Source organism: Xanthobacter lutulentifluminis (assembly GCF_043194675.2).
In the GTDB taxonomy this organism is placed as follows: domain Bacteria; phylum Pseudomonadota; class Alphaproteobacteria; order Rhizobiales; family Xanthobacteraceae; genus Xanthobacter.
Window position 1 is genome coordinate 3,160,991 of the sequence record NZ_CM195525.1, and the last position, 22,784, is coordinate 3,183,774.

Below are 22,784 nucleotides of genomic sequence, written 5' to 3' on the forward strand. Positions count from 1 at the left end.
GGATTGCGGCGGCGGGCTCGGGCGGGCAATTCAAACGGCCGTGTGATCGAACGGAGCCGTCTGACAATTCAGTGTGGATTGACCGCGGCCGGCTCGAGCTTCAGCGTGGCGCCGGCGATGGACAGGCTGAGCCCGCTGTCGGACGAAACGCTGAGGGGCTGGAGCGTCACTTGCCGGGCCGCATCCTGCGAGGCCAGCATGTTGGCGGAGAAGCCCGGCCCCAGCGCGAAGCCGGTGGAGATGCCGGAATAGGTCCCGGCCAGCGCCCCCGGCTCCACCTGAGGCGCGGTGGCGAGCACCGCCCACAGCATGCTGGCCTGGTCGGAGATGCCGAAGTCCAGGCCCACGCGGTCGAGGGTGCCGGCGTAATAGTGATTCATGCCCATGGAGGGGCGGAACTCGCAGCGGACCTTGCGGGTGGAGCCGAAGCCGTAGGCGGTGGCAAACTCGCCCCGGCATTCCAGCAGGCCGGCCGAGACCTGCGGCATGTTCGCGCCGCTGGCGGGAATGGTCACCGGCAGGCACATGATGGCACCGGCGATGAGCCGGGCGAGACGAGACATTGGACGACCCCTCCGCAACAGGGTGGCGCGCCGGCCCGAAACCGTGGCCGGCGCCTCCCATCTGGCGCGCGAGATCCGACATTTTCAAGAACGGACCGGGCGCAAGGCGGAAAAATGCGCGGTTGCGGCCTTAGTTGGGCAGCAAGGTGAGGGTGAGATCGGCGATGCCGGCGGCCACGTCCGCGCCGACCATGCCCTCCACCGAGACGGTCTGCAGCGCGATCTGGTTGTTGGAGCCGCCGAGCAGCACGTTCGCGCCGCCGCCGATGGTCCATGCGGCGTCGGCGGAAACGCCGATGTAGCTGCCGGCGATGTCGCTGGGGCTCACGTCGACGCTGGGGGCGAACACGGCCCAGGCCAGGGTGTCGGCCGCCAGGGCGCCGATGTCGATGCCGAAGCGGGCGATGGTGCCCTTGTAGCGGGATTTCACCAGATAGGGCTGCACCGTGGTGTCGCGCAGCTCGCAGCCCATCTCACGCATGGAGCCGAGCACGAAGCCGATGGACGGCGCCACCTTGCACACCAGCAGGCCCGACTGGACCTTGGGCGCCTGCGGGGTCACCGGCATCGGCGGCGGCAGGGGCTGGGCGGTCGCGGCGGCGGCCGTGGCGAGGACAAGGGCGGTGGCGATCAGGAAGCGCATGGATCTTTCCCGGAAAGGCGGCACTGCGCGAGAGGTATGACCAAGCCGCCGCCGGTGGCAACGCCGTCGCTGCCGCATTGTGGCGCGGTGAGGCAAGGCCTGTCGGGAAACAGGTCCAGGCCCTTGAAAACGAAAACGCCCCCGGCAGGCCGGGGGCGCTTTGCACGACTGTGCTTCCAGGGCCATATCGCTGCGGCACGCGCCGGAGGCGCGCGGACGCCGCAGCGGCAGGGGCCGAATCAGCGCAGGGTGAGGTCGGAGACGCCGAGGGCGATGTTGAGGCCGGTCTGGCCCTGCACCGAGAGGGGCTGCAGCGCGATGGTGTTCTGCGAACCGCCCACCAGCACGTTGGCGCCGAGGCCCACGCCGATCGAGGCGTTGCTGGAGGCGCCAACATAGGTGCCGCGCAGCGCGCCCTTGCCGACGACGGCGGTCGGAGCGAACACGCCCCACACCAGCTCGCCGGAGCCGGAGAAGCCGACGTCGAGGCCGAAGCGACGGGTCACGCCGGTGTAGGTGGAGGGCTTGGCGCCGCGCACCGACGGACGGAAGGCGCAGCTCATCTCGCGCACGGAGCCGAGCACGAAGCTGATGTTGGGCGCGAGCGAGCACACGAGGGTGCCCACCTGGACGCGCGACTGGGCGGAAGCAGGCATCGCGCCAGCAACGAGCACGGCGGCGGCAGCGAGGCCGGCCTTGAGAACAGTCTTCATGATGTCGTTCCTCCTGTGGGAAGCGGGCGGGATGATTCCCTCCGCCCGACGACTGCGAAGCCTTAGCCCAGACTTCAATGCAGCGCCAACGCTTCTAAAGGCCACGGGTTCCTTTTTTCGCGTTGACGCCGCGTTTCAGGTGAGCGAGCCGCAGAAACGCTGGATGCGGCGGCAGGCTTCCTCAAGGTCCGTGGTGGCGGTGGCGTACGAGATACGGAACGCCGGGCCGAGGCCGAACGCCGTGCCGTGGACAACCGCGACGCCCTCCGCCTCCAGCAGCTGGGTGGCGAAGTCCTCGTCGGTGGCGATCCTGGCGCCCGACGGAGTGGTCTTGCCGATGGTGCCGGCGCAGGAGGGGAACACGTAGAACGCGCCCTCGGGCTTGGGGCAGGTGAGGCCCTTCGCCTGGTTGAGCATGGAGACCACGAGGTCGCGCCGCTCCTTGAACACCTTGTTGTTCTCGGCGATGAAGTCCTGCGGCCCGTCCAGAGCCTCGACCGCCGCCCACTGGGCGATGGAGGAGGGGTTGGAGGTGGACTGCGACTGCAGCGTCCCCATGGCCTTGATGAGCGGCTCGGGACCGGCGGCGTAGCCGATGCGCCAGCCGGTCATGCAATAGGCCTTGGACACGCCGTTCATGGTCAGCGTGCGGTCGTAGAGGGCGGGCTCCACCTGCGCCGGGGTGACGAACTTGAAGTCGTCGTAGACGAGGTGCTCGTACATGTCGTCGGTGAGGATCCACACGTGGGGATGCTTCACCAGCACGTCGGTGAGCGCCTTCAGCTCGTCGAAGCTGTAGGCCGCGCCGGACGGGTTGGACGGCGAGTTGAAGATGAGCCACTTGGTCTTGGGGGTGATGGCGGCTTCCAGCACCTCGGGACGCAGCTTGAAATTGTCCTCGATGGTGGTCATGGCCGGCACCGGCTTGCCGCCGCAGAATTCCACGATGTCCGGATAGCTCACCCAGTAGGGCGCGGGGATGATGACCTCGTCGCCGGCGTCGAGCGTCGCCACAAGCGCGTTGAACAGCACCTGCTTGCCGCCGGTGCCCACGGACACCTGCGAGGGCTTGTAGTCCAGCCCGTTCTCCCGCTTGAACTTGCGGCAGATGGCGGCCTTCAGCTCGGGAATGCCGTCGACGGCGGTGTACTTGGTCTCGCCGCGGCGGATGGCGGCGATGGCCGCTTCCTTGATGTTCTCGGGGGTGTCGAAGTCGGGCTCGCCGGCCGAGAGCGCGATGATGTCCCGGCCCGCCGCCTTCAGCTCACGCGCCTTGTTGGAGATGGCGATCGTGGGCGAGGGGTTGATGCGCTTCAGCGCGGACGAGATGAGGCTCATGGCCTTGAGGCTCCGGACATGCCCCGCCGCACGGGGGCCGGGCGACGCGGGCTTTAGGCGAATGGCATGATCGAGTGCCGGCGGCCGCCGGCGCGCGCGGACACTAGTTCAGCCGCAGCCTGCAAACAAGCAACGATCATGAATGCCAGCCCTTGCGTGCGGTAATGGACGCAGCCCGCGGCGGCTTGTCGGGCAGCGGCCCTTGCGGCCAAGGTCGAGGCGCGCCACATGCGGGGCGCAACCGGCGCCGAGGGAGGAATGAGGTGCTGACGCTCTATTCGACGCAGACCTCCGGCAATTCCTACAAGGTGCGGCTGATGCTGGCCATGCTGGACCGGCCGTTCCGCCTGGTGGAGGTGGACATCTTCGCCGGCGAGAACCGCACGCCGGAATTCCTCGCCATGAACCCGGAGGGCAGGGTGCCGCTGCTCGACGTGGACGGGCGGCTGCTGGCCGAATCCAACGCCATCCTGTTCTACCTCGCCGAGGGCTCGCGCTTCCTGCCGGCCGATCCGCTGGACCGGGCCGAGACCCTGCGCTGGATGTTCTTCGAGCAGCACAGCCACGAGCCCGGCATCGCCGCCGCCCGCTTCTGGCTGAAGCAGGTGCGCGGCGGGCGCGAGCTGCGCGCCCATGACGTGGACCGCTGGATGGAGGAGGGCTACGCCGCCCTGAAGGTGATGGAGCGTCACCTCGCCGGCCGGCGCTACTTTGTCGGCGATGCGCTCACCATCGCCGACCTCGCGCTCTATGCCCACACCCATGTGGCGGAGGAGGGGGACTTCTCGCTCGCCACCTTCCCGGCCATCCGCGGCTGGCTGGACCGGGTGGCGGGGGAGCCGGGGCATGTGGACATCGGGTGGCGTCCCTCGGTCGCGCCAGCATAGCGGGGATGAATCGCGATCCCGTGAGGATCGGCCATCATTTTGCCATTATTGCCGAAGGCCAAGCCGCCGTGTGGCCATGATTTCTTTCCACTCTGCTTTGCGGAAGACGGAACTGATTCGTTTTCCCAGACGTTGCGGGGGCACGTTCTTCTTGAGCGAGATCATCATGTCCAATCACGGTGACATGGAAATTCGGCACCTGACCCTCGGCCGGCTCGACATGCCGGCCGTAACGGCGTCGCATGCGGATCCGGAGGTGCTCGCCCGTGCGGTGCGCGCCCACAAGATCGGCGACGCCCTGGCGCAGGCCGCGCTCACCTTCGCCCTCATGCTCGCCATCGGCGCGGTCGCCTTCGTGCTGAGCGCCGACCATGCGGCCGCCGCGAGCCTCATCGTCCATAGCATGATCGACAATTCCGCCGTGGTGGCGGGCATCGCGCTTGCGGGCATCGGCCTGCTCGTCGCCCGCCGGGCCGCGCTGCGGCTGGCGCGCGTGCGCGCCCAGCGCCAGCGGCGTTGAACGCGGTGCGGGCCGCGGCGCCGCACATTCTCTCCGCCTGGCGGGCCACAGGGCCCGCCCGCCTGCTGGCAGCCGCCGCGCTGCTCGTCCTTGTCCTTCTTCCCGCTCTTTCCCTTGCGCAGGACACTGCGCCGACCCGCTTCGCCGGCGAGGAGGTGCGGGTCGTCCCCTTCGCTTCCGGCCTCGATCATCCCTGGAGCATGGCCTTCCTGCCCGACGGCACCCTGCTCGTCACCGAGCGCGACGGGCGGCTGCGTCCCGTGGACCGGTCAGGGCGCATCGGCGCGCCGGTCGAGGGCGTGCCTCAGGTCGCCGCGCGGGGGCAGGGCGGCCTGCTCGACGTGGCGCTCGATCCCGCCTTCGCCAGCAACCGCCTGATCTATCTCAGCTATGCCGAGCCGCGCGCGGACGGCGCCGCGACCGCGGTGGCGCGGGCGCGTCTGTCCGATGACGGCGCTCGCCTCGACGGCCTGCGGGTCATCTTCCGCCAGCAGCCGGCCCATTCCGGCGGCAACCATTTCGGCTCGCGCCTCGTGTTCGCGCCGGATGGCATGCTGTTCATCACCCTCGGCGAGCGCTTCGACCTGATGGACAAGGCGCAGGACCTCTCCACCACCCTCGGCAAGGTGGTGCGCATCGCGCCGGACGGCTCCATCCCCGCCGACAATCCGTTCCGCCAGCAGGCCGGCGCCCGGCCGGAGATCTTCAGCTACGGCCATCGCAACGTGCAGGCCGCCGCCATCGAGCCCGCCACCGGCCGGCTGTGGACCGTGGAGCACGGCCCGCGCGGCGGCGACGAGGTGAACCGGCCGGAGTCCGGCAAGAATTACGGCTGGCCGGTCATCAGCTACGGCCGCCATTACTCCGGCGCCAAGATCGGCGAAGGCACACGCAAGGCGGGCATGGAGCAGCCCCTGTTCTACTGGGATCCCTCCATCGCCCCGTCCGGCGCGGCCTTCTATTCCGGCGACCTGCTGCCGGCCTTCCGCGGCCAGCTCTTTGTCGGCGCGCTGGCCGGGCAGGCGCTGGTGGAGGTGAAGGTGCGCGATGGCGCCGTCACCGGCGAGGAGCGCCTGCCGCTCGGCAAGCGCATCCGCGACGTGCGCATGGGGCCGGACGGGGCGCTGTGGCTGCTCACCGACGATACCGGCGAGATCCTGCGGGTGGTGCCCGCCGCGGCGCGCTGATCCCGCCCGGCGCGATTCCCTCCCGCCACGTTGGGCCTTAACATCCCCGCGTCGCACCTGCCGTCGCACCTGCCCGCGGAGACCCCATGGCCTCGACCCTGCTTGCCCGCAACGCGCTCGTTCTCGTCACCATGGACGGGGAGCGGCGGGAGATCCCGGGCGGCGGGCTTTATGCGGAGGACGGGCGGATCGTCGCCGTGGGGCGGGCGGAGGATCTGCCGGCCTCGGCGGACGAGATCATCGACCTTGCCGGCCACGTGGTGCTGCCGGGCCTCGTCAACACCCACCACCACATGGTGCAGAGCCTGACCCGCGCGGTGCCCGCCGCGCAGGACGGCGAGCTGTTCGAGTGGCTGTCCACGCTCTACCCGCTGTGGGCGGGGCTGACGCCGGAGATGGTGGAAACCGCCACGCTCACCGCCATGGCGGAGCTGATCCTCTCCGGCTGCACCACCACCTCGGACCATCTCTACATCTACCCCAACGGGGTGCGGCTCGACGATTCCATCCGGGCGGCGCGGCGCATCGGCATGCGTTTCCATGCGGCGCGCGGCGCCATGAGCGTCGGCCAGAGCAAGGGCGGCCTGCCGCCGGACCGGGTGGTGGAGGACGAGGGCTTCGTGATGCGCGATGCCGAGCGCCTCATCGACGCCTATCACGACCCCGCCCGCTTCTCCATGCTGCGCGTGGTGCTGGCGCCGTGCTCGCCCTTCACGGTCAGCCACGACCTGATGCGCGAGACGGCGCTCCTCGCCCGCGCCCGCGGCCTGACGCTGCACACCCACCTCGCCGAGAACGATTCCGATATCGCCTTCTCGTACAAGACGTTCGGCATGGGGCCGACGGAATACGTCCGCGAGCTCGGCTGGGTGGGGCGGGACGTGTGGCACGCCCACTGCGTGAAGCTGGATGACGCCGGCATCTCCCTGTTTGCGCAGACCGGCACCGGCATCGCCCACTGCCCGTGCTCCAACATGCGCCTCGCCTCCGGCATCGCGCCGGTGAAAAGGTTCCGGGCGGAGGGCATCCCCGTGGGCCTCGGCGTGGACGGCTCCGCCTCCAACGACGGCGGCCACCTCCTGGGGGAGGCACGGCAGGCCATGCTGCTGCAGCGCGTCGCGTTCGGGCCGGACGCCATGAGCGCGCGCACGGCGCTGGAGCTGGCGACGCTGGGCGGCGCGCGGGTGCTGGGCCGCGACGACATCGGCGCGCTCGCTCCCGACATGGCGGCGGATTTCATCGCCTTCGACATGTCCGCCCTCGGCTATGCCGGCGCGCTGCATGATCCGGTGGCGGCGCTGGTCTTCTGCCAGCCGCGCGACGTGGCGCTCAGCGTCATCAACGGACGGGTGGTGGTGGCGGACGGCCGGCTGCGCACCATCGACGTCGCCGCCACCGCCAGCCGCCACAACGCCTTGGCGGCGCAACTGGCGCGCGGCGCCCCGGCTTGATATGAGGTCGGCCCGCCCGCGCGAGGGCAGGGGTTTCGGGAGCAGGACATGAGCAACGGCCGCAAGGGCAAACGCATCGTGGCGGTGCGCTACAGTCCCGACTGGCTGGGCCTGACCGACGACGACACCCGCCGGTTCCTGCGCCGCCACCGCATCGACGAGAACCTGCTGGTGGACTTCATGGCCCTGTGGGACGGGCAGATGAAGGTGGACTACCGCACCTTCCGCGACGAGATCGCCAAGCTCTCCCGCGCCAGCTTCGCCGCCGTGCGCGGGGCGGAGGTGATCCCCCACGAGACGCTGCGCGAGACCAGGCGCGCGCCGGACGACCTGATCGTGTTCGTGGACGATGACGACTGGCTCGCGCCCGGCCTGTTCGACGAGCTGGAGGCCGTCTGCCCGCGCCCGTTCAACGGCATCTGGTGGGGCTCGATCCTGGTGGGCCCGCCGTTCACCTCCTACGAGGCGTCGCAGACCAGCCCGATCATCGAGCTGCGGCCCATGCAGCGAGTGATCTACACCAACAATTACGCCATCACCGGCCGGGCGCTGAACTGGCACGGCTACGGCCGGCTGTTCGAGCACTATCACGCGGACCGGCGCTTCCGGAAATTCTGGTGGCCGGCGCGCAACGTGCCGCTCTATCTCTCGGCCGCCTCCAAGCACCCCTGCTCGACGGTGTCGGTGCAGTTCTTCATGGCCCAGCCGGAGTTTCGCGCCGACCCGCGCCGGCACGTGGAGCGCTTCGCCGACCAACTGGCCGAGGCCGACATCCCGCCCGCCTACGAGTGGCTGCGCGCCCCCGTGCGGCAGGTGGAGGACCTGGTGCGGCGCGCCCTCGGCTGAGGCGCCCGCTCAGAACTTGTGGAAGATGAAGAAGGCGCCGGCGGAGATGAAGGCGAACCCCACGAGGTGGTTCCAGCCCAGCGGCTCCTTCAGGTAGAGCACCGAGAAGCCGGCGAAGACGAGGAGGGTGATGACCTCCTGCATGGTCTTCAGTTCCGCCGTGGAATAGACCGCCGAGCCGATGCGGTTGGCCGGGACGGCGAGGCAATATTCGAAGAAGGCGATGCCCCAGCTGGCGAGGATCGCCAGCACCAGCGGCGCCGACTTGTGCTTGAGGTGCCCGTACCACGCGAACGTCATGAACACGTTCGAGGCGACGAGCATCACGATGGGGGCGATCTGGGGCGGGATCGTCATGGGCAGGGCATCCGGCTGGGTGTCGACCGGCCCGCCCTCTAGCACGAAATCCCCCGCCCCATGACCGCTCGCCTACTTCGACTTTTCCTGCTCCTTCGCCGTGGGCGTGACGGAGGCGGCGTTGGCGGCCTGCGCATCCGGCTTGTTGGACGTCACCGCGAGGCTGGTCACCCCCGACATGAACGAGCACGCCTGGTGGTAGGACTGCGCATCTCGCAGCGCCAGCGCCACCGGATATGCGGGAAGGCCGTTGCGGCGGTTAGTGATGATCTGGTCGCGGATGCGGGTGCGGTTGGCCTGGATCTGGTTGGCGATGAGCGTCACCAGCTGGTTCTGCATCAGCGTGCTGTCGGCAAGGGTGTCGGTGCCCTGGGCGATGGCCGAGACAAGGGCGAGCGCCTGCGCCGCCTCGCCGCCGGTGAAGGCGCCCACGGCGGATGCCACGCCGGCGATCTCGTTCAGGAAGAACTTGCGGTGGGAAACGCGGACATAAAGGTCGTCGATGAAGGCCTCGCACAGCACGTCGGAACGCTGCATCAGGGCATCCTGCACGAAGTCGCGATTGGCGGCGCTGCGCTGGGCGAACTCCAGGATGTCCCAGTCGATCAGCGGCACATAGCGACCGGAAAACGCGGAGGGCTGCGGGCCGACCGTTTCCGCGGCCGCCGCTGCGCCGGTGGCGGTGACGGTGCGCCCGGTCTGCTGGTCCACATAGGACAGGCGCAGGTTGTAGTCCGCCAGCTGCGGCGGCCGCATGGGCGCCCGCAACGAGGGTGGCAGCGTTTCGCACCCGGCGAGAGCGCCTCCCGCCAGAAGCAGCATCAAGGTGGCGCAGGCGCGCCGGAATCGCATGGTCATCATCAGCCCCTCCCCCCAACCCATGATGGAAGGGCTCTGGCGATATGCAATCTAAAGTAGATTATTCATATATAATTAACCATAGCGTGTCCTTTCGGCATCACCCGGCAGCGGCTCCCTCCCGCGCACAGGGGAAGAGCAGGGAAGAAGCGTCCCCGCCTTTTCACCGCCGCCGATCGCACCCATATTCGGCGCATGGCCAAGGCATCCCGTCCCGGAAAGCTCGGTGAGCGTTCGCAGCGTCACTTCGAGCCCGCGCCCCAGCAGGCGCTCGACCCCGCGCTCGCAAAATCCCTCGGGCTGGACCCGGGGGATCTTGCGCTCGATTTCTCCTCGTCCGGCGCCTCCGCCACGGTGCAGGCGCTGGCGAGCCTGATCGAGAACGGGCGGCCGGAGATCACCGGTCAGACCTGGGTGCCCCACCGCCCGCCGCGCCCGGAGAAGTCCGAGGGCGGCGTCTCCTTCATCATGAAGAGCGATTTCAAGCCCTCCGGCGACCAGCCGCAGGCTATTGCGGAACTGTGCGCGCAGGCGCAGGCGGGGGAGCGCGACCAGGTGCTGCTCGGCGTCACCGGCTCGGGCAAGACCTTCACCATGGCCAAGGTGATCGAGCAGCTCCAGCGCCCGGCCATCGTGCTGGCACCCAACAAGACGCTGGCTGCGCAGCTCTATGGCGAGTTCAAGAGCTTCTTCCCCGACAATGCGGTGGAATATTTCGTCTCCTACTACGACTACTACCAGCCGGAAGCATACGTGCCCCGGACGGATACGTACATCGAGAAGGAATCCTCCATCAACGAGCAGATCGACCGCATGCGCCATGCGGCGACCCGCGCGCTCTTGGAGCGGGACGACGTGATCATCGTCGCCTCGGTGTCGTGCATCTACGGCATCGGTTCGGTCGAAACCTATTCGGCCATGACCTTCGACATCAAGGTGGGCGAGCGCATCGACCAGCGCGGCCTCATCGCCGATCTGGTGGCCTTGCAATACAAGCGCATCCAGTCGGATTTCGCCCGCGGCACCTTCCGCGTGCGCGGCGACAGCGTGGAGATCTTCCCGGCGCACTATGAAGACCGCGCGTGGCGCGTCTCCCTGTTCGGCGACGAGGTGGAGAGCATCGCCGAGTTCGATCCGCTCACCGGCCACAAGAGCGGCGACATGAAGAGCGTGCGCGTCTACGCCGCCTCGCATTATGTGACGCCTCGACCGACGCTGATCCAGGCCATCTCCGGCATCAAGGCCGAGCTGAAGATGCGGCTCGACGAGCTCTACAAGATGGGCCGCCTCCTGGAGGCGCAGCGGCTGGAGCAGCGCACCCGCTACGATCTGGAGATGATGGAGGCGACGGGCTCCTGCGCCGGCATCGAGAATTATTCGCGCTGGCTCACTGGCCGCAAGCCCGGCGAGCCGCCGCCCACCCTGTTCGAGTACGTGCCGGACAACGCCCTCGTCTTCATCGACGAGAGCCATGTGACCGTGCCGCAGATCGGCGCCATGTACCGCGGCGACTTCCGCCGCAAGGCGACGCTGGCGGAATATGGCTTCCGCCTGCCCAGCTGCATGGACAACCGCCCGCTCCGCTTCGAGGAATGGGAGGCCATGCGGCCGCAGACCGTCCATGTCTCGGCCACCCCCGGCCCGTGGGAGATGAACCAGACCGGCGGCGTGTTCGTGGAGCAGGTGATCCGCCCCACCGGCCTGATCGATCCGCCGGTGGAGGTGCGTCCCGCCCGCACGCAGGTGGACGACCTGCTCGGCGAGGTGCGCGCGGTGGCGGCGAAGGGCTATCGCAGCCTCGTCACCGTGCTCACCAAGCGCATGGCCGAGGACCTCACCGAATACCTGCACGAGAACGGCATCCGCGTGCGCTACATGCATTCGGACATCGACACCATCGAGCGCATCGAGATCATCCGCGACCTCCGGCTCGGGGCATTCGACGTGCTCATCGGCATCAACCTGCTGCGCGAGGGCCTCGACATTCCCGAGTGCGGCCTCGTCGCCATCCTCGACGCGGACAAGGAAGGCTTCCTGCGCTCCGAGACCTCGCTGGTGCAGACCATCGGCCGCGCGGCGCGCAACGTGGACGGCCGGGTGATCCTCTATGCCGATCACGTCACCGGCTCCATGGAGCGGGCCATGGCGGAGACTACCCGCCGCCGCGAGAAGCAGATGGCCTACAACACCGAGCACGGCATCACGCCCGAGAGCGTGAAGAAGGCCATCGGCGACATCCTCAACTCCGTCTACGAGCGCGATCACGTGCAGGTGGACACCGGCCTTGCGGAGGAGGGCGCGGCCTTCGGGCACAATCTCAAGACGGTCATCGCCGATCTGGAGAAGCGCATGCGCGCCGCCGCCGCCGACCTCGACTTCGAGACCGCCGCCCGGCTGCGCGACGAGATCCGCCGGCTGGAGGCCACCGAGCTCGCCATTTCCGATGATCCGCTCGCCCGGCAGGAGGCGGTGGAGGACAAGGCCGGCGGCTTCAAGGGCGCCCGCAAATACGGCCGCGCCGCCAACCTGCCACCGCCGGAGAAGGCGGCGCCCGACAAGGCGCCGCGCGGGCGGGCGGGCAAGGCGGGAGCCGGACGCGGGGCGCAGGACGACAGCGGCATGGGGGAGGCGCAGGCGCCCTACGAAGCCCCGGCGGCTCCGGCCCCCAGAACGCGGCGCGGCGCGTCGGAGATGCCGCTCTATGCCCCCCGTGCCCACAAGCCGTCCCTGGACGACATGGGGCCGGGCACCGACCGCGCGGTGCCGCTCCCGGAAGACGGCTTCCGCCCCGGCCCGCGGCCGGATCCCGGCACGAAGGGGTATCGCAAGGGCGGGCGGCGGAAGGGATAGGCCGCCGCCATCCGCGCGGCGGCGCGCCGGATTTGCTGCTGCAATCTATGCGCGCCGATGCGTGGTCATGCACTTTTGATTTCTGCCCCCCGTGCCGGGGTGGCAGCCTGCGTTCTGGATCTTCCAGTGCGGGAGGCGCCACATGCCGGCGAACTTCGCGGATCTGAACCCCGAGCAGCCGCGCAGGGCCCTGCGCGGCTTCATCCTCTCGGTGCACGACTTCCTGGACGAGCTGGTGACGACGCGGGTCGGCCCGAAGGGCGAGCGGCTGTTCCTGCCCGAGCTGGTGCAGGACATGTCCGCCGCCTGGTCCATCGAGCGGCAGCGGTTTTCCATCGCGGCCGAGCGTGCGGGCGAGGCGTCCCTGCAGGCGCTGGCCGAGCATGGGCTGACGGGCGCGCCCCTGCGCTTCAAGCTGTCGGTGGTGCGCGTCCTGCACGGGCGCTACCTGGAGTTCGGCTTCCCCTTCCTGCGCAAGCTCATCAAGGCCATCGACGACCTGCTCTCGAGCATCCTGTCCGCCATCGGGGTCAACGGCGCCATCACCGAGATCAAGGACGCCATCGTCAACAGCGTGGACGACTAGGGCGGGGCGATGCCCCTTCGCGCGAAGGAAACGCTCCGGTGCGCCGCCGGCCGCCCGCGCTCGCCCTCCCCGCCGCCCCCGTGCTACGCCCTGCGGAGCGAAGCGGGCCGGGAGGCGGGGCATGGAGACGGCGGATCTTCTCAAGGTTCTCTACATCGTCGCCATCGTCGCGGAGGCGATGACCGCCGCGCTGGCGGCCGGGCGGCGGGAGATGGACTGGGTGGGCGTGTGCCTGCTCGGCTCGGTCACGGCGCTCGGGGGCGGATCGGTGCGCGACGTGCTGCTGGGGCGGCATCCGCTGTCATGGGTCGAGCATCCCGAATACCTGCTCATCACCTGCGGCGCGGCGCTGGCGACCATCGCCGTCGCCCGGTTCATGCGCCACCTGCGGCACGTGTTCCTGTTTCTCGATGCGGTGGGGCTGGTGGTGTTCACCGTCATCGGCTGCAACGTGGCCATGAGCCTCGACATGCCGGTGGTGGTGGTGATCGCCGCCGGCATGATCACCGGCTGCGTCGGCGGGGTGCTGCGCGACGTGCTGTGCGCGGATGTCCCGCTGCTGTTCCGGGCCGAGCTCTACGGCACCGTCTCCATCGTCACCGGCGGGCTCTATGTGGCGGGCAAGGTGCTGGAGCTGCCGCACGATGCGCTCACCCTCGGCGTCATGGCGCTGGGGCTGGGCCTGCGGCTGCTGGCGCTGCGCTTCGGCTGGCGCATGCCCAAGTTCGTCTACACCGAGGCGCTGCACTGAGCCCGGACCGCGCCGGTGCCCAGATGCCGCATGACCTCAGGGCACGAGGCTGTGGGCGGACCAGTCCTCGCGCGGCACTTCGTCGCCCAGCGTGAAGGTGAGGGACAGGACGTCCATGCCGTCGGCGCTGGTGCGGCAGCTGTACGACAGGTGGTACCAATGTCCGCGGCTGCGCACGGCGGCCCCGGGCGCCTCGATGGAGGCGTCGCCGAGCTTCGGGTCGGCGAAGGCGTAGGCGACCGTCTCGTCGGGCCGCATGTCCTTGTTGGCGCGGCCGATATCGCCCATCACCCGGGCATTGCAGCGCTGCTCGATGCGGGTCGGCAGGTCCACGTGCAGCATGGCGGCGTCGGGCTTCGATCCGTCCTGCTGCGCCGGAGCGTGCTCGTGCCGATGCTTGCGCGCGGCCTCGGCACCGGTCGGGCCCGCCGCGAGGGCGAGCGCGAGGGCGCCGGCAAGGGCGCGGCGGAGCAGGCGGCCACGGGCATCGGGGCAGGGCTGGGTCAAGGCGATCCGGTTCCAAGGCTGACAGGCGCGATCAGGCGCGCATAATGGATCGGTGTGGCAGGTCCGGGGCAGGCCAGCCTCTCGGTGGCGCGCCGCGCCGAACGCTGCGTTGCGGAATACCTGTTCCGGTCGCCGGTGCAGGACGGCCGGGCACGACGACCGCGCTGGGCGCTCGTGGTCCGGCGAGGTCCGCCGGGTCGAGGGCGGTCGAGGCAGAGGCGGGTGGGCTGAGGCGAAGCGGTCGAGGCGGGGCGGACGAAGGCACGGCGGACCGGGGCACGGCGGACCGGGGCACGGCGGACCGGGGCACGATGGACCAGGGCAGGGTGGATCAGGCGATGGCGGGCGGGTGGTCCCTTTCTCGATCGATGATCCTCGCGGTGCAGGGCGGCGACCGGGAGACAATCCAGGCGCTGCTGGCCGCGAGCGCGCAGCGCATGCGCGGGATCGGCCTTCGGGTGATCGGCGTGGTGGAGCATTTGCCCCCCGGCGGCGCGCACGAGGATGTGCTGCTGCTTGATCTCGTGTCGGGCGAGACCCATCGCCTGCATCAGGATCTCGGGCCCGGTGCCTCCGGGTGCAGCCTCGATCCCGCCGGGCTCGCCGCAGCGTCGGCGGGCGTGGAGCGGGCGGTGGCCTCGCGTCTCGCCGAGGGCGGCGACCTCTCCGACACGGTGGTGGTGCTCTCCAAGTTCGGCCGGCAGGAGGCGGAGGGGCGCGGCCTCACCAGCGCGTTCCATGCGGCGGTGGCCGCCGAGCTCCGGGTGCTCACCTCGGTCTCCCCCACCGTCCGTGCGGAGTGGGATGGCTTTGCGGGCGACCTCGCCGTCGTCGCCCCGCCCGAGCCGGCGCTGCTGGAGGACTGGTACGCTCCGGCAGCGGCCGAGGCGCCCTGAAGGCGCCGTTCCGGCCATCTGGCGGGGGCCGGGGCGAGACGCTAAGAAGATCGTTCCCGCCCGACGCGGCAGCCGCCCTGAGGTCGCTCGGCTCCCGTCTCTCGCCTCTCGCTCAGGAAGGCCGCCATGGTTTCGCGTCGCCCCTCCGCACGTCTCCTCGTGGCGGCAGCCGCCTGCCTGCTCGCCGCCGCCTGCCAGGGCAACCCCGACAGCTGGGGCACCGGCGTGGTGAAGCAGACGGACGCGTTCGGCGACTATTCCGAGACGGTGGTCTCCATTCCCAAGCCCACCGCCGGACCGCGCCAGTTCCAGTGCGCCGGGCCGTTCGCCCCCAATACCACCGCGGTGAACATCGCCGCCGATTTCGGCCAGGCCAGTGTGGTGACGGGCAATGTCATCTCCCCGGACGGCTCGACCTCGCCCGGGCTGGTGCTTCTGCCCAACGATCCGGCGCTGAGCCTGGAGATCGCGTGGAAGGACGCCATCGACATGGCGAACCCGCGCCGCGTCGCCTTCACCGAATCCTCCGCCTGGAGCGTGAACGGCATCGCCATCGGCTCCACCCTGGCCGATCTGGAGCGGGCGAACGGCAAGCCGTTCCGCATCCAGGGCTTCAGCGGCAGCGCCGGCGGCGTGGTGGCGGACTGGCGCGGCGGCAAGCTTGCCAACATCGGCGGCGGCTGCGAGCTCGGCGTGCAGCTGGCGCTGCCGGCCACCGCCTCGGCCGGCCGGCTGGCCGGGCAGAAGTTCTTCTCGTCGGGCGACGCCGCGGTCCGCGCGGCCTCTCCGACGGTGGGCGTGTTCTGGGTGACCTACCGCTGACGATTCAGGCTCCGCGCGCGCCGGGGCGGTGGGCGAAGGCCCACACGCGGTATCCGGTGAAGGTCCACAGCATGGTGATGCCAGTGGTGACGGCCTGGGCCAGAAGGTAGAACAGGCCGAGGTCGTGCACGAAGAAATTCATCAGCACGCCGTTGAGGATGAACGCCACCCCGGCCACCACCGCGAACCGCGGCACCGCGCCGGCGTGGGAGCGGCTCGATTCGAAGGTGTAGCGGCGGTTCAGCAGGTAGGAGACGATCCCGCCCACCACGAAGCCGCAGCCCGAGGACACCACCGGCCCGAACAAATCCGCCTCCACCAGCAGCGCGAGCGTGGCGAAGTGCGCCGCGGTGGCGGTGAGCCCCACCCCGACGAAAGACGAGATCTGGCGGATCAGATCACGGTAGTCTTCTGCCAGTCGGGCGAGGGAAGGCGGCACCGTCAGGGTCTCCGGCGGAAGGTTGGGCGACACGTCTTCCGTCGCCGCCAATTATGGTCTAAGGAAGCCCATCAGCGCGCAGGGTAAAGAGAATTCCCGAGGTGTGACTTCGCGGCACGTCCTCTGCCCCCATGCGCGCACGCTTCCGGGCCGGCCCGGGGCGATGCTCGATCCTTTCGGGGGCGCGTGACCCGCGGCCCTTTTTTTGCGCCCGGAGCGCGATAGGAAAAGGCGCGAGCGTCCCCGGTTCCGTATCGGAAGCATGGACGAAACCGGATCCCGCTTCCGGGCCCCGCTCAGCGGCGGCACGGCAGCGTCGGTCGAGGGCTTAAGACGGATATGCCGAAACGCACCGATATCGAAACCATCCTCATCATCGGCGCCGGTCCCATCGTGATCGGGCAGGCCTGCGAGTTCGACTATTCCGGCACGCAGGCGGTCAAGGCGCTCAAGGAGGAGGGATACCGGGTCGTCCTCGTCAACTCCAATCCCGCGACCATCATGACCGACCCGGACATGGCGGACGCCACCTATATCGAGCCGATCACCGCCGAGATCGTCACCAAGATCATCGAGAAGGAGCGCGGCGACCGCTCCAAGGGCTTCGCCCTGCTGCCCACCATGGGCGGCCAGACCGCGCTGAACTGCGCGCTGTCGCTGAAAAAGATGGGCACGCTCGAGAAGTTCGACGTGGAGATGATCGGCGCGACCGCGGAGGCCATCGACAAGGCCGAGGACCGCGAATTGTTCCGCGAGGCCATGACCAAGATCGGCCTCTCCACGCCCAAGTCGCGCCAGATCAAGACCCTGCCTCAGGCGCTCGAGGCGCTGGAGGAGGTGGGCCTGCCCGCCATCATCCGCCCGTCCTTCACCATGGGCGGCACCGGCGGCGGCATCGCCTACAACAAGGCCGAGTTCATCGAGATCATCGAGCGCGGCATCGATGCCTCCCCCACCAACGAGGTGCTGGTGGAGGAGAGCGTGCTCGGCTGGAAGGAGTATGAGATGGAGGTCGTCCGCGACAAGGCGGACAACTGCATCATCATCTGCTCCATCGAGAACATCGATCCGATGGGCGTGCACACCGGCGATTCCATCACGGTCGCTCCGGCGCTGACGCTGACCGACAAGGAATACCAGATCATGCGCGACGCCTCGCTGGCGGTGCTGCGCGAGATCGGAGTGGAGACCGGCGGCTCCAACGTGCAGTTCGCGGTGAACCCGGAGGATGGCCGGCTCATCGTCATCGAGATGAACCCGCGCGTGTCGCGCTCCTCGGCGCTGGCCTCGAAGGCGACGGGCTTTCCCATCGCCAAGGTCGCGGCCCGCCTTGCGGTCGGCTACACGCTGGACGAGATCGAGAACGACATCACCGGCGGCGCGACCCCGGCCTCGTTCGAGCCCACCATCGACTACGTGGTGACGAAGATCCCGCGCTTCGCCTTCGAGAAGTTCCCGGGCGCCGAGCCGGTGCTCACCACCGCCATGAAGTCGGTGGGCGAGGCCATGGCCATCGGCCGCACCTTCCAGGAATCGCTCCAGAAGGCCCTGCGCTCGCTGGAGACCGGTCTGACCGGCCTCGACGACATCGAGATCGAGGGCCTCGGCCAGGGCGACGACAAGAACGCCATCCGCGCCGCGCTCGGCACTCCCACGCCGGACCGGCTGCTGTTCGTGGCGCAGGCCATGCGCCTCGGCCTGACCGACGAGCAGATCCACGCCGCCTGCAAGATCGACCCCTGGTTCCTCGCCGAGATCCGCGGCATCGTCGAGACGGAGCAGAAGGTGCGCCGGCTCGGCCTGCCCACCACGGCGGGCGCGTTCCGCACGCTGAAGAGCATGGGCTTCTCCGACGCCCGCCTCGCCACCCTCGCCGGCCTCCACGAGGGCGAGGTGCGCGCGCGGCGCCACGCGCTGGACGTGCGCCCGGCCTACAAGCGCATCGACACCTGTGCGGCCGAGTTCGCCTCGCCCACCGCCTACATGTATTCCACCTACGAGACGCCGTTCGCCGGCGCCCTCGCCGACGAGGCGCAGCCCTCGGACCGGGAGAAGGTGATCATCCTGGGCGGCGGGCCGAACCGCATCGGCCAGGGCATCGAGTTCGACTATTGCTGCTGCCACGCCGCCTTCGCCCTGAAGGATGCCGGCTATGAAGCCATCATGGTCAACTGCAACCCGGAGACCGTCTCTACCGACTACGACACCTCGGACCGCCTCTATTTCGAGCCCCTGACCGCCGAGGACGTGCTGGAGCTGATCGCCCGGGAGAAGACCAAGGGCACGCTGAAGGGCGTCATCGTCCAGTTCGGCGGCCAGACCCCGCTGAAGCTTGCCAAGGCGCTGGAAGACGCGGAAGTGCCGATCCTAGGCACCTCGCCGGACGCCATCGACCTCGCCGAGGACCGCGACCGCTTCAAGACCCTGCTGGATCGCCTGAAGATCCGCCAGCCGGCCAACGGCATCGCCTACAGCGTGGAGCAGGCGCGCCTGGTGGCGGGCGAGCTCGGCTATCCCATGGTGGTGCGCCCCTCCTACGTGCTGGGCGGCCGGGCCATGCAGATCATCCGCGAGGAAAGCCAGCTCGGCGACTACCTGCTGGAGACGCTGCCCGGCCTCGTGCCGCAGGAGGTCAAGGCCCGCTATCCCAACGACAAGACCGGCCAGATCAACACCGTTCTGGGCAAGAACCCGCTGCTGTTCGACCGCTATCTGTCCGACGCCATCGAGGTGGATGTCGACGCGCTGTGCGACGGCAAGGACGTGTTCATCGCCGGCATCATGGAGCACATCGAGGAGGCGGGCATCCATTCGGGTGACAGCGCCTGCTCGCTGCCGTCTTATTCGCTCACCCCCGAGATCCTCGCCCAGCTGGAGAAGCAGACCGCCGCCATGGCGCTGGCGCTCGGCGTCGGCGGGCTGATGAACGTGCAGTACGCCATCAAGGGCGACGACATCTACGTGCTGGAGGTGAACCCGCGGGCCTCGCGCACCGTGCCGTTCGTCGCCAAGGTCATCGGCCTGCCCATCGCCAAGATCGCGGCGCGGGTGATGGCGGGGGAGAAGCTCGCCGGCTTCCAGCTGGAGCAGCCGCAGATCGGGCACATCGCCATCAAGGAGGCGGTGTTCCCCTTCGCCCGCTTCCCGGGCGTCGACACGGTGCTGGGCCCGGAGATGCGCTCCACCGGCGAGGTGATGGGCCTCGACACCGATTTCGGCGTCGCCTTCGCCAAGAGCCAGCTGGGCGGCGGCACCAAGGTGCCCAAGTCCGGCACGGTGTTCGTCTCGCTGAAGGAGAGCGACAAGCTGCGCATCCTGCCTTCTATGAAGATGCTGGTGGAGCTCGGCTTCAGGATCATCGCCACCTCCGGCACCCAGCGCTTCCTGGAGGAGCACGGCGTGCCGGCCTCCAAGATCAACAAGGTGCTGGAAGGCCGTCCGCACATCGTGGATGCCATCAAGAACGGCGAGGTCCAGCTGGTGTTCAATACCACCGAGGGCGCGCAGGCGCTTGCGGACAGCCGCTCGCTCCGCCGGGCCGCCCTCTTGCAGAAAGTGCCGTATTACACCACGCTGTCCGGAGCCATCGCTGCGGCGCAGGGGATCAAGGCCTATGTGGGCGGCGATCTCAAGGTGCGGCCGCTGCAGGCCTATTTCGGGGCCGGAGAGGGGGCGGAAAGCGGGACGCGGGGCGCAGCCTCGGTCGCCTGATTCCCCCGGTCCGGGGTTGTGCCGCGCGCGGATGCGTCCGGCGCGGATGATTTCGTCATGCCGGCCCAGCGCAATCCCGCGCAGGGCGGGCGCAGCGCGCCGGAGCAGGTGCGGTCCAGCCCCGTGAAGACCCGGCCGGACCCGCATGGCATGCGCCGGTGTTTTCGAGGCTGGTGCACCGGAGGTTCCGGCCGGCCCGATGAGGTGCCGGAGGCGCACAGTGCGCCTCCTGGTCGAGAGTCAGGCGCCGCCGCCGCGGAGAGCGCTCCGCTGCGCGGCTTTTTCTTTCAGGCACGCCGGATGGCCCGATGCATGCGGGGCCGGCGCGCCGGACAGTTTCGGGAGGTCTGAAGAAGGACCCATGGACAAGATTCCGATGACGGCGGGCGGCTTTGCCGCCCTGGAGCGAGAGCTGAAGCAGCGCCAGCAGGTGGAGCGCCCGCGCATCATCAGCGCCATCTCCGAGGCCCGCGCCCACGGCGACCTGTCCGAGAACGCCGAATATCACGCGGCCAAGGAGCAGCAGTCCCTGAACGAGGGCCGCATCGCCGAGCTGGAGGACAAGATCTCCCGCGCCGAGGTGATCGACGTCTCCAAGCTGTCGGGCGACATCGTCAAGTTCGGCGCCACCGTGACCCTCGTGGACGAGGACACGGAGGAGGAGAAGGTCTGGCAGATCGTCGGCGACAGCGAGGCCGACGCCAAGGCCGGGCGCATCTCCATCTCCTCGCCGGTGGCCCGCGCGCTCATCGGCAAGAAGAAGGGCGCCTCGGTGGAGGTGGTCACCCCCAAGGGCCCGCGCTCGTTCGAGATCGCGGACGTCCGCTGGGCCTGACGGCCGGCGCGGCAGTTTCCGGGGCGCCCTCGGCAACGGGGGCGCCTTTGGCTTGTCCGGATGCGGCTTCGCCGCGCCGGACGTGTGGGTGTGGATGGTCGGGATGTCCCGGCACGGGGGCGCCGGCCGGAGCCCTGCCTTCCCCAAGCCTTGCCTTCCCCAAGCCCTGCTTTCCCGCAGTCCCGCCCTCCGGCCGGAGGCGTGCCGTCTCAGGCCGTTCCGGCCGTCGGGCGCGAGGTTGGAGAGTGCGCGGGCGCCAGCTCTTGCGGGCGCAGCTGCGGCCGGTCCCGCGTCGATGCGGCGGATGCCGGGGGTGTCGCGCTGCTCAGTTGCCCTTCGGCAGGCCGGCTTCCAGCGGCACCACGGGCGCGTTCTTGGCCTGCTTGAGGGTCAGGGCGGTCTTGACGTTGCGCACGTTGGGCGCGGCGGTGATGTCCAGCACGAAGGTCTGGAAGGTCCGCAGGTCCGGGGTGACGCACAGCATCATGAAGTCCACGTCGCCGGAGAGCATCCAGGCGCTGCGCACCAGCGGCCAGCCGGCGATCCGCTCCTGGAAGGCGGCGAGATCCGCCTCGGCCTGGCTGATCAGGTGGACCATGGCGAAGGCCATGAGGTCGTAGCCGAGCCGCTTCTCGTCCAGCAGGGCGCGGTAGCCCTCGATGATGCCGGCCTCCTCCAGCGCCCGCACCCGGCGCAGGCAGGGCGGGGCGGAGATGCCCACGCGGCGCGAGAGCTCCACATTGGTCATGCGCCCATCCCGCTGCAGCTCGTCGAGGATCTTCCAGTCGACAGCATCAAGGCGAACGGTCAAGGCGGGGACTCCCTCGGGACAGCGGTACCGCACCTTAGTGCGCACCTGCAGCAACGCAACGAAATAATCTTGCGCCACGGTCGCACCCCGCGAAGCCGCCGGATAGGCGCGCGTGGTGCCTTGTGACCACATGGTCGAGCCCCTACATTCGAGCATAGCTCACGCTGCGACGCCCGCGTGTCATCCCCGTCGCGGGGCGCGCCGGCCGCAGACCCGCCTGCTTTCGAGGACACTCATGACTGCCCAACCCGTCAAGGTCGCCATCATCGGCTCGGGGCCGGCCGGCTACACCGCCGCCATCTATGCGGCGCGCGCAATGCTCGAGCCGATCCTGCTCGAGGGCATCCAGCCGGGCGGCCAGCTGACCATCACCACGGATGTGGAGAACTACCCGGGCTTCGCCGACCCGATCCAGGGCCCCTGGCTGATGGAGCAGATGCGCGCCCAGGCCGAGCACATGGGCACGAAGATCATCTCCGACCACGTTTCCCGGCTCGATCTCTCCCACCGGCCGTTCCGGATGGAGACCGAGTCCGGCGCGGTGTTCGTGGCCGACGTGGTGATCCTCGCCACCGGCGCGCAGGCGCGCTGGCTCGGCATCGAGTCGGAGGCCGCCTTCCGCGGCTTCGGCGTCTCGGCCTGCGCCACCTGCGACGGCTTCTTCTATCGCGGCCGGGAGGTGATCGTGGTGGGCGGCGGCAATACCGCGGTGGAGGAGGCGCTGTTCCTCACCAACTTCGCCTCCAAGGTGACGGTGGTGCACCGCCGCGACAGCTTCCGCGCCGAGAAGATCCTGCAGGAGCGCCTGTTCGCCAATCCCAAGGTGAATGTGGTGTGGCACTCCGAGCTGGCGGAGGTGACGGGCATCGACGACCCCGTGACCAAGGTGACCACAGCCCGCCTGCGCGACGTGCGTACCGGCGCCATCACCGAGCTACCCGCTGACGGCATATTTATCGCCATCGGCCATGCGCCTGCCACAGAGCTGGTGAAAGACCAGCTGAAGCTCAAGGAGAGCGGCTACGTCTGGACCGCGCCCGATTCGACGGCGACGTCGGTTCCCGGCGTGTTCGCGGCGGGCGACGTGGCGGACGACATCTACCGCCAGGCGGTCACGGCCGCCGGGCGCGGGTGCATGGCGGCGCTGGAGGCGGAGCGCTTCCTCGCCCACCAGAGCGTGGCGCACGCGGCGGAATAGCCGGCGGGCGCCGCA

The 22,784-nt window shown here is 69.4% G+C and carries 22 protein-coding genes; 13 read left to right on the forward strand and 9 right to left on the reverse strand.

The window, feature by feature from the left end:
- Window positions 1-68: 68 nt before the first annotated feature.
- The 4 genes from V5F49_RS14580 to V5F49_RS14595 all read right to left on the reverse strand — a co-directional run bounded on the left by V5F49_RS14580 (window position 69) and on the right by V5F49_RS14595 (window position 3,257).
- Window positions 69-563 carry a DUF992 domain-containing protein gene (locus V5F49_RS14580; RefSeq protein ID WP_394116993.1) on the reverse strand — a complete coding sequence of 165 codons (495 nt, stop codon included), beginning with the start codon at window positions 561-563 and terminating at the stop codon, window positions 69-71.
- Window positions 564-693: 130 nt separating this feature from the next.
- Window positions 694-1,206 (reverse strand): DUF992 domain-containing protein, encoded by a 513-nt coding sequence (locus V5F49_RS14585; RefSeq protein WP_394116994.1) that lies wholly within the window; start codon window positions 1,204-1,206, stop codon window positions 694-696.
- A gap of 239 nt (window positions 1,207-1,445) precedes the next feature.
- Window positions 1,446-1,919, reverse strand: coding sequence for a DUF992 domain-containing protein (locus tag V5F49_RS14590; protein WP_394116995.1), 474 nt, complete (start codon window positions 1,917-1,919; stop codon window positions 1,446-1,448).
- 135 nt (window positions 1,920-2,054) lie between these two features.
- Window positions 2,055-3,257: a pyridoxal phosphate-dependent aminotransferase gene (locus V5F49_RS14595; protein WP_394116996.1), complete on the reverse strand. Its 1,203-nt coding sequence runs from the start codon at window positions 3,255-3,257 to the stop codon at window positions 2,055-2,057.
- A 263-nt stretch (window positions 3,258-3,520) separates the two neighbouring features.
- Between V5F49_RS14595 and V5F49_RS14600 the strand changes: the two genes are divergently transcribed.
- From V5F49_RS14600 to V5F49_RS14620, 5 genes are all read left to right on the forward strand, one after another.
- Entirely contained in the window at window positions 3,521-4,144 is a 624-nt protein-coding gene (locus V5F49_RS14600) for a glutathione S-transferase family protein (RefSeq protein WP_394116997.1), read from the forward strand.
- Window positions 4,145-4,310: 166 nt separating this feature from the next.
- Entirely contained in the window at window positions 4,311-4,664 is a 354-nt protein-coding gene (locus V5F49_RS14605) for a hypothetical protein (protein ID WP_394116998.1), read from the forward strand.
- Between the two features lie 5 nt (window positions 4,665-4,669).
- On the forward strand, window positions 4,670-5,851 hold the full coding sequence (locus V5F49_RS14610) for a PQQ-dependent sugar dehydrogenase (protein WP_394117163.1): 1,182 nt from the start codon (window positions 4,670-4,672) through the stop codon (window positions 5,849-5,851).
- 86 nt (window positions 5,852-5,937) lie between these two features.
- Window positions 5,938-7,302 carry an 8-oxoguanine deaminase gene (locus V5F49_RS14615; RefSeq protein WP_394116999.1) on the forward strand — a complete coding sequence of 455 codons (1,365 nt, stop codon included), beginning with the start codon at window positions 5,938-5,940 and terminating at the stop codon, window positions 7,300-7,302.
- Between the two features lie 48 nt (window positions 7,303-7,350).
- Window positions 7,351-8,148: a hypothetical protein gene (locus V5F49_RS14620; RefSeq protein ID WP_394117000.1), complete on the forward strand. Its 798-nt coding sequence runs from the start codon at window positions 7,351-7,353 to the stop codon at window positions 8,146-8,148.
- A gap of 9 nt (window positions 8,149-8,157) precedes the next feature.
- Here the strand turns inward: V5F49_RS14620 and V5F49_RS14625 are convergent, their stop codons facing one another.
- A complete protein-coding gene (locus V5F49_RS14625; RefSeq protein ID WP_394117001.1) occupies window positions 8,158-8,505 on the reverse strand; it encodes a DMT family protein in 348 nt (115 codons plus the stop codon).
- A gap of 72 nt (window positions 8,506-8,577) precedes the next feature.
- Window positions 8,578-9,366, reverse strand: coding sequence for a hypothetical protein (locus V5F49_RS14630; RefSeq protein ID WP_394117002.1), 789 nt, complete (start codon window positions 9,364-9,366; stop codon window positions 8,578-8,580).
- Between the two features lie 192 nt (window positions 9,367-9,558).
- Here V5F49_RS14630 and uvrB point away from each other — a divergent pair, with 192 nt between their 5' ends.
- The 3 genes from uvrB to V5F49_RS14645 all read left to right on the forward strand — a co-directional run bounded on the left by uvrB (window position 9,559) and on the right by V5F49_RS14645 (window position 13,550).
- Window positions 9,559-12,213 (forward strand): excinuclease ABC subunit UvrB, encoded by a 2,655-nt coding sequence (gene uvrB / locus V5F49_RS14635; RefSeq protein ID WP_394117003.1) that lies wholly within the window; start codon window positions 9,559-9,561, stop codon window positions 12,211-12,213.
- A 142-nt stretch (window positions 12,214-12,355) separates the two neighbouring features.
- Window positions 12,356-12,799, forward strand: coding sequence for a hypothetical protein (locus V5F49_RS14640; protein WP_394117004.1), 444 nt, complete (start codon window positions 12,356-12,358; stop codon window positions 12,797-12,799).
- 121 nt (window positions 12,800-12,920) lie between these two features.
- Complete coding sequence (locus tag V5F49_RS14645; protein ID WP_394117005.1) at window positions 12,921-13,550, forward strand: trimeric intracellular cation channel family protein; 630 nt, start codon at window positions 12,921-12,923, stop codon at window positions 13,548-13,550.
- A gap of 36 nt (window positions 13,551-13,586) precedes the next feature.
- Here V5F49_RS14645 and V5F49_RS14650 read toward each other — a convergent pair whose 3' ends face one another.
- Window positions 13,587-14,057, reverse strand: a complete 471-nt coding sequence (locus V5F49_RS14650) for a DUF930 domain-containing protein (RefSeq protein ID WP_394117006.1) — start codon at window positions 14,055-14,057, stop codon at window positions 13,587-13,589.
- Window positions 14,058-14,368: 311 nt separating this feature from the next.
- Here V5F49_RS14650 and V5F49_RS14655 point away from each other — a divergent pair, with 311 nt between their 5' ends.
- The gene (locus tag V5F49_RS14655; protein WP_394117007.1) at window positions 14,369-14,953 is read left to right on the forward strand and encodes a DUF2478 domain-containing protein; all 585 of its coding nucleotides are present in this window, start codon (window positions 14,369-14,371) and stop codon (window positions 14,951-14,953) included.
- A gap of 126 nt (window positions 14,954-15,079) precedes the next feature.
- Window positions 15,080-15,775, forward strand: a complete 696-nt coding sequence (locus V5F49_RS14660) for a hypothetical protein (RefSeq protein ID WP_394117008.1) — start codon at window positions 15,080-15,082, stop codon at window positions 15,773-15,775.
- 4 nt (window positions 15,776-15,779) lie between these two features.
- Here the strand turns inward: V5F49_RS14660 and V5F49_RS14665 are convergent, their stop codons facing one another.
- On the reverse strand, window positions 15,780-16,247 hold the full coding sequence (locus V5F49_RS14665; RefSeq protein ID WP_394117009.1) for a GtrA family protein: 468 nt from the start codon (window positions 16,245-16,247) through the stop codon (window positions 15,780-15,782).
- A gap of 306 nt (window positions 16,248-16,553) precedes the next feature.
- Here V5F49_RS14665 and carB point away from each other — a divergent pair, with 306 nt between their 5' ends.
- Window positions 16,554-19,925, forward strand: a complete 3,372-nt coding sequence (gene carB / locus V5F49_RS14670; RefSeq protein ID WP_394117010.1) for a carbamoyl-phosphate synthase large subunit — start codon at window positions 16,554-16,556, stop codon at window positions 19,923-19,925.
- A gap of 361 nt (window positions 19,926-20,286) precedes the next feature.
- Window positions 20,287-20,760 (forward strand): transcription elongation factor GreA, encoded by a 474-nt coding sequence (gene greA / locus V5F49_RS14675; protein ID WP_394117011.1) that lies wholly within the window; start codon window positions 20,287-20,289, stop codon window positions 20,758-20,760.
- A 325-nt stretch (window positions 20,761-21,085) separates the two neighbouring features.
- Here the strand turns inward: greA and V5F49_RS14680 are convergent, their stop codons facing one another.
- Window positions 21,086-21,571, reverse strand: a complete 486-nt coding sequence (locus tag V5F49_RS14680; RefSeq protein ID WP_394117012.1) for an Lrp/AsnC family transcriptional regulator — start codon at window positions 21,569-21,571, stop codon at window positions 21,086-21,088.
- Window positions 21,572-21,806: 235 nt separating this feature from the next.
- Between V5F49_RS14680 and trxB the strand changes: the two genes are divergently transcribed.
- On the forward strand, window positions 21,807-22,769 hold the full coding sequence (gene trxB / locus V5F49_RS14685) for a thioredoxin-disulfide reductase (protein WP_394117013.1): 963 nt from the start codon (window positions 21,807-21,809) through the stop codon (window positions 22,767-22,769).
- Window positions 22,770-22,784 lie beyond the last annotated feature (15 nt).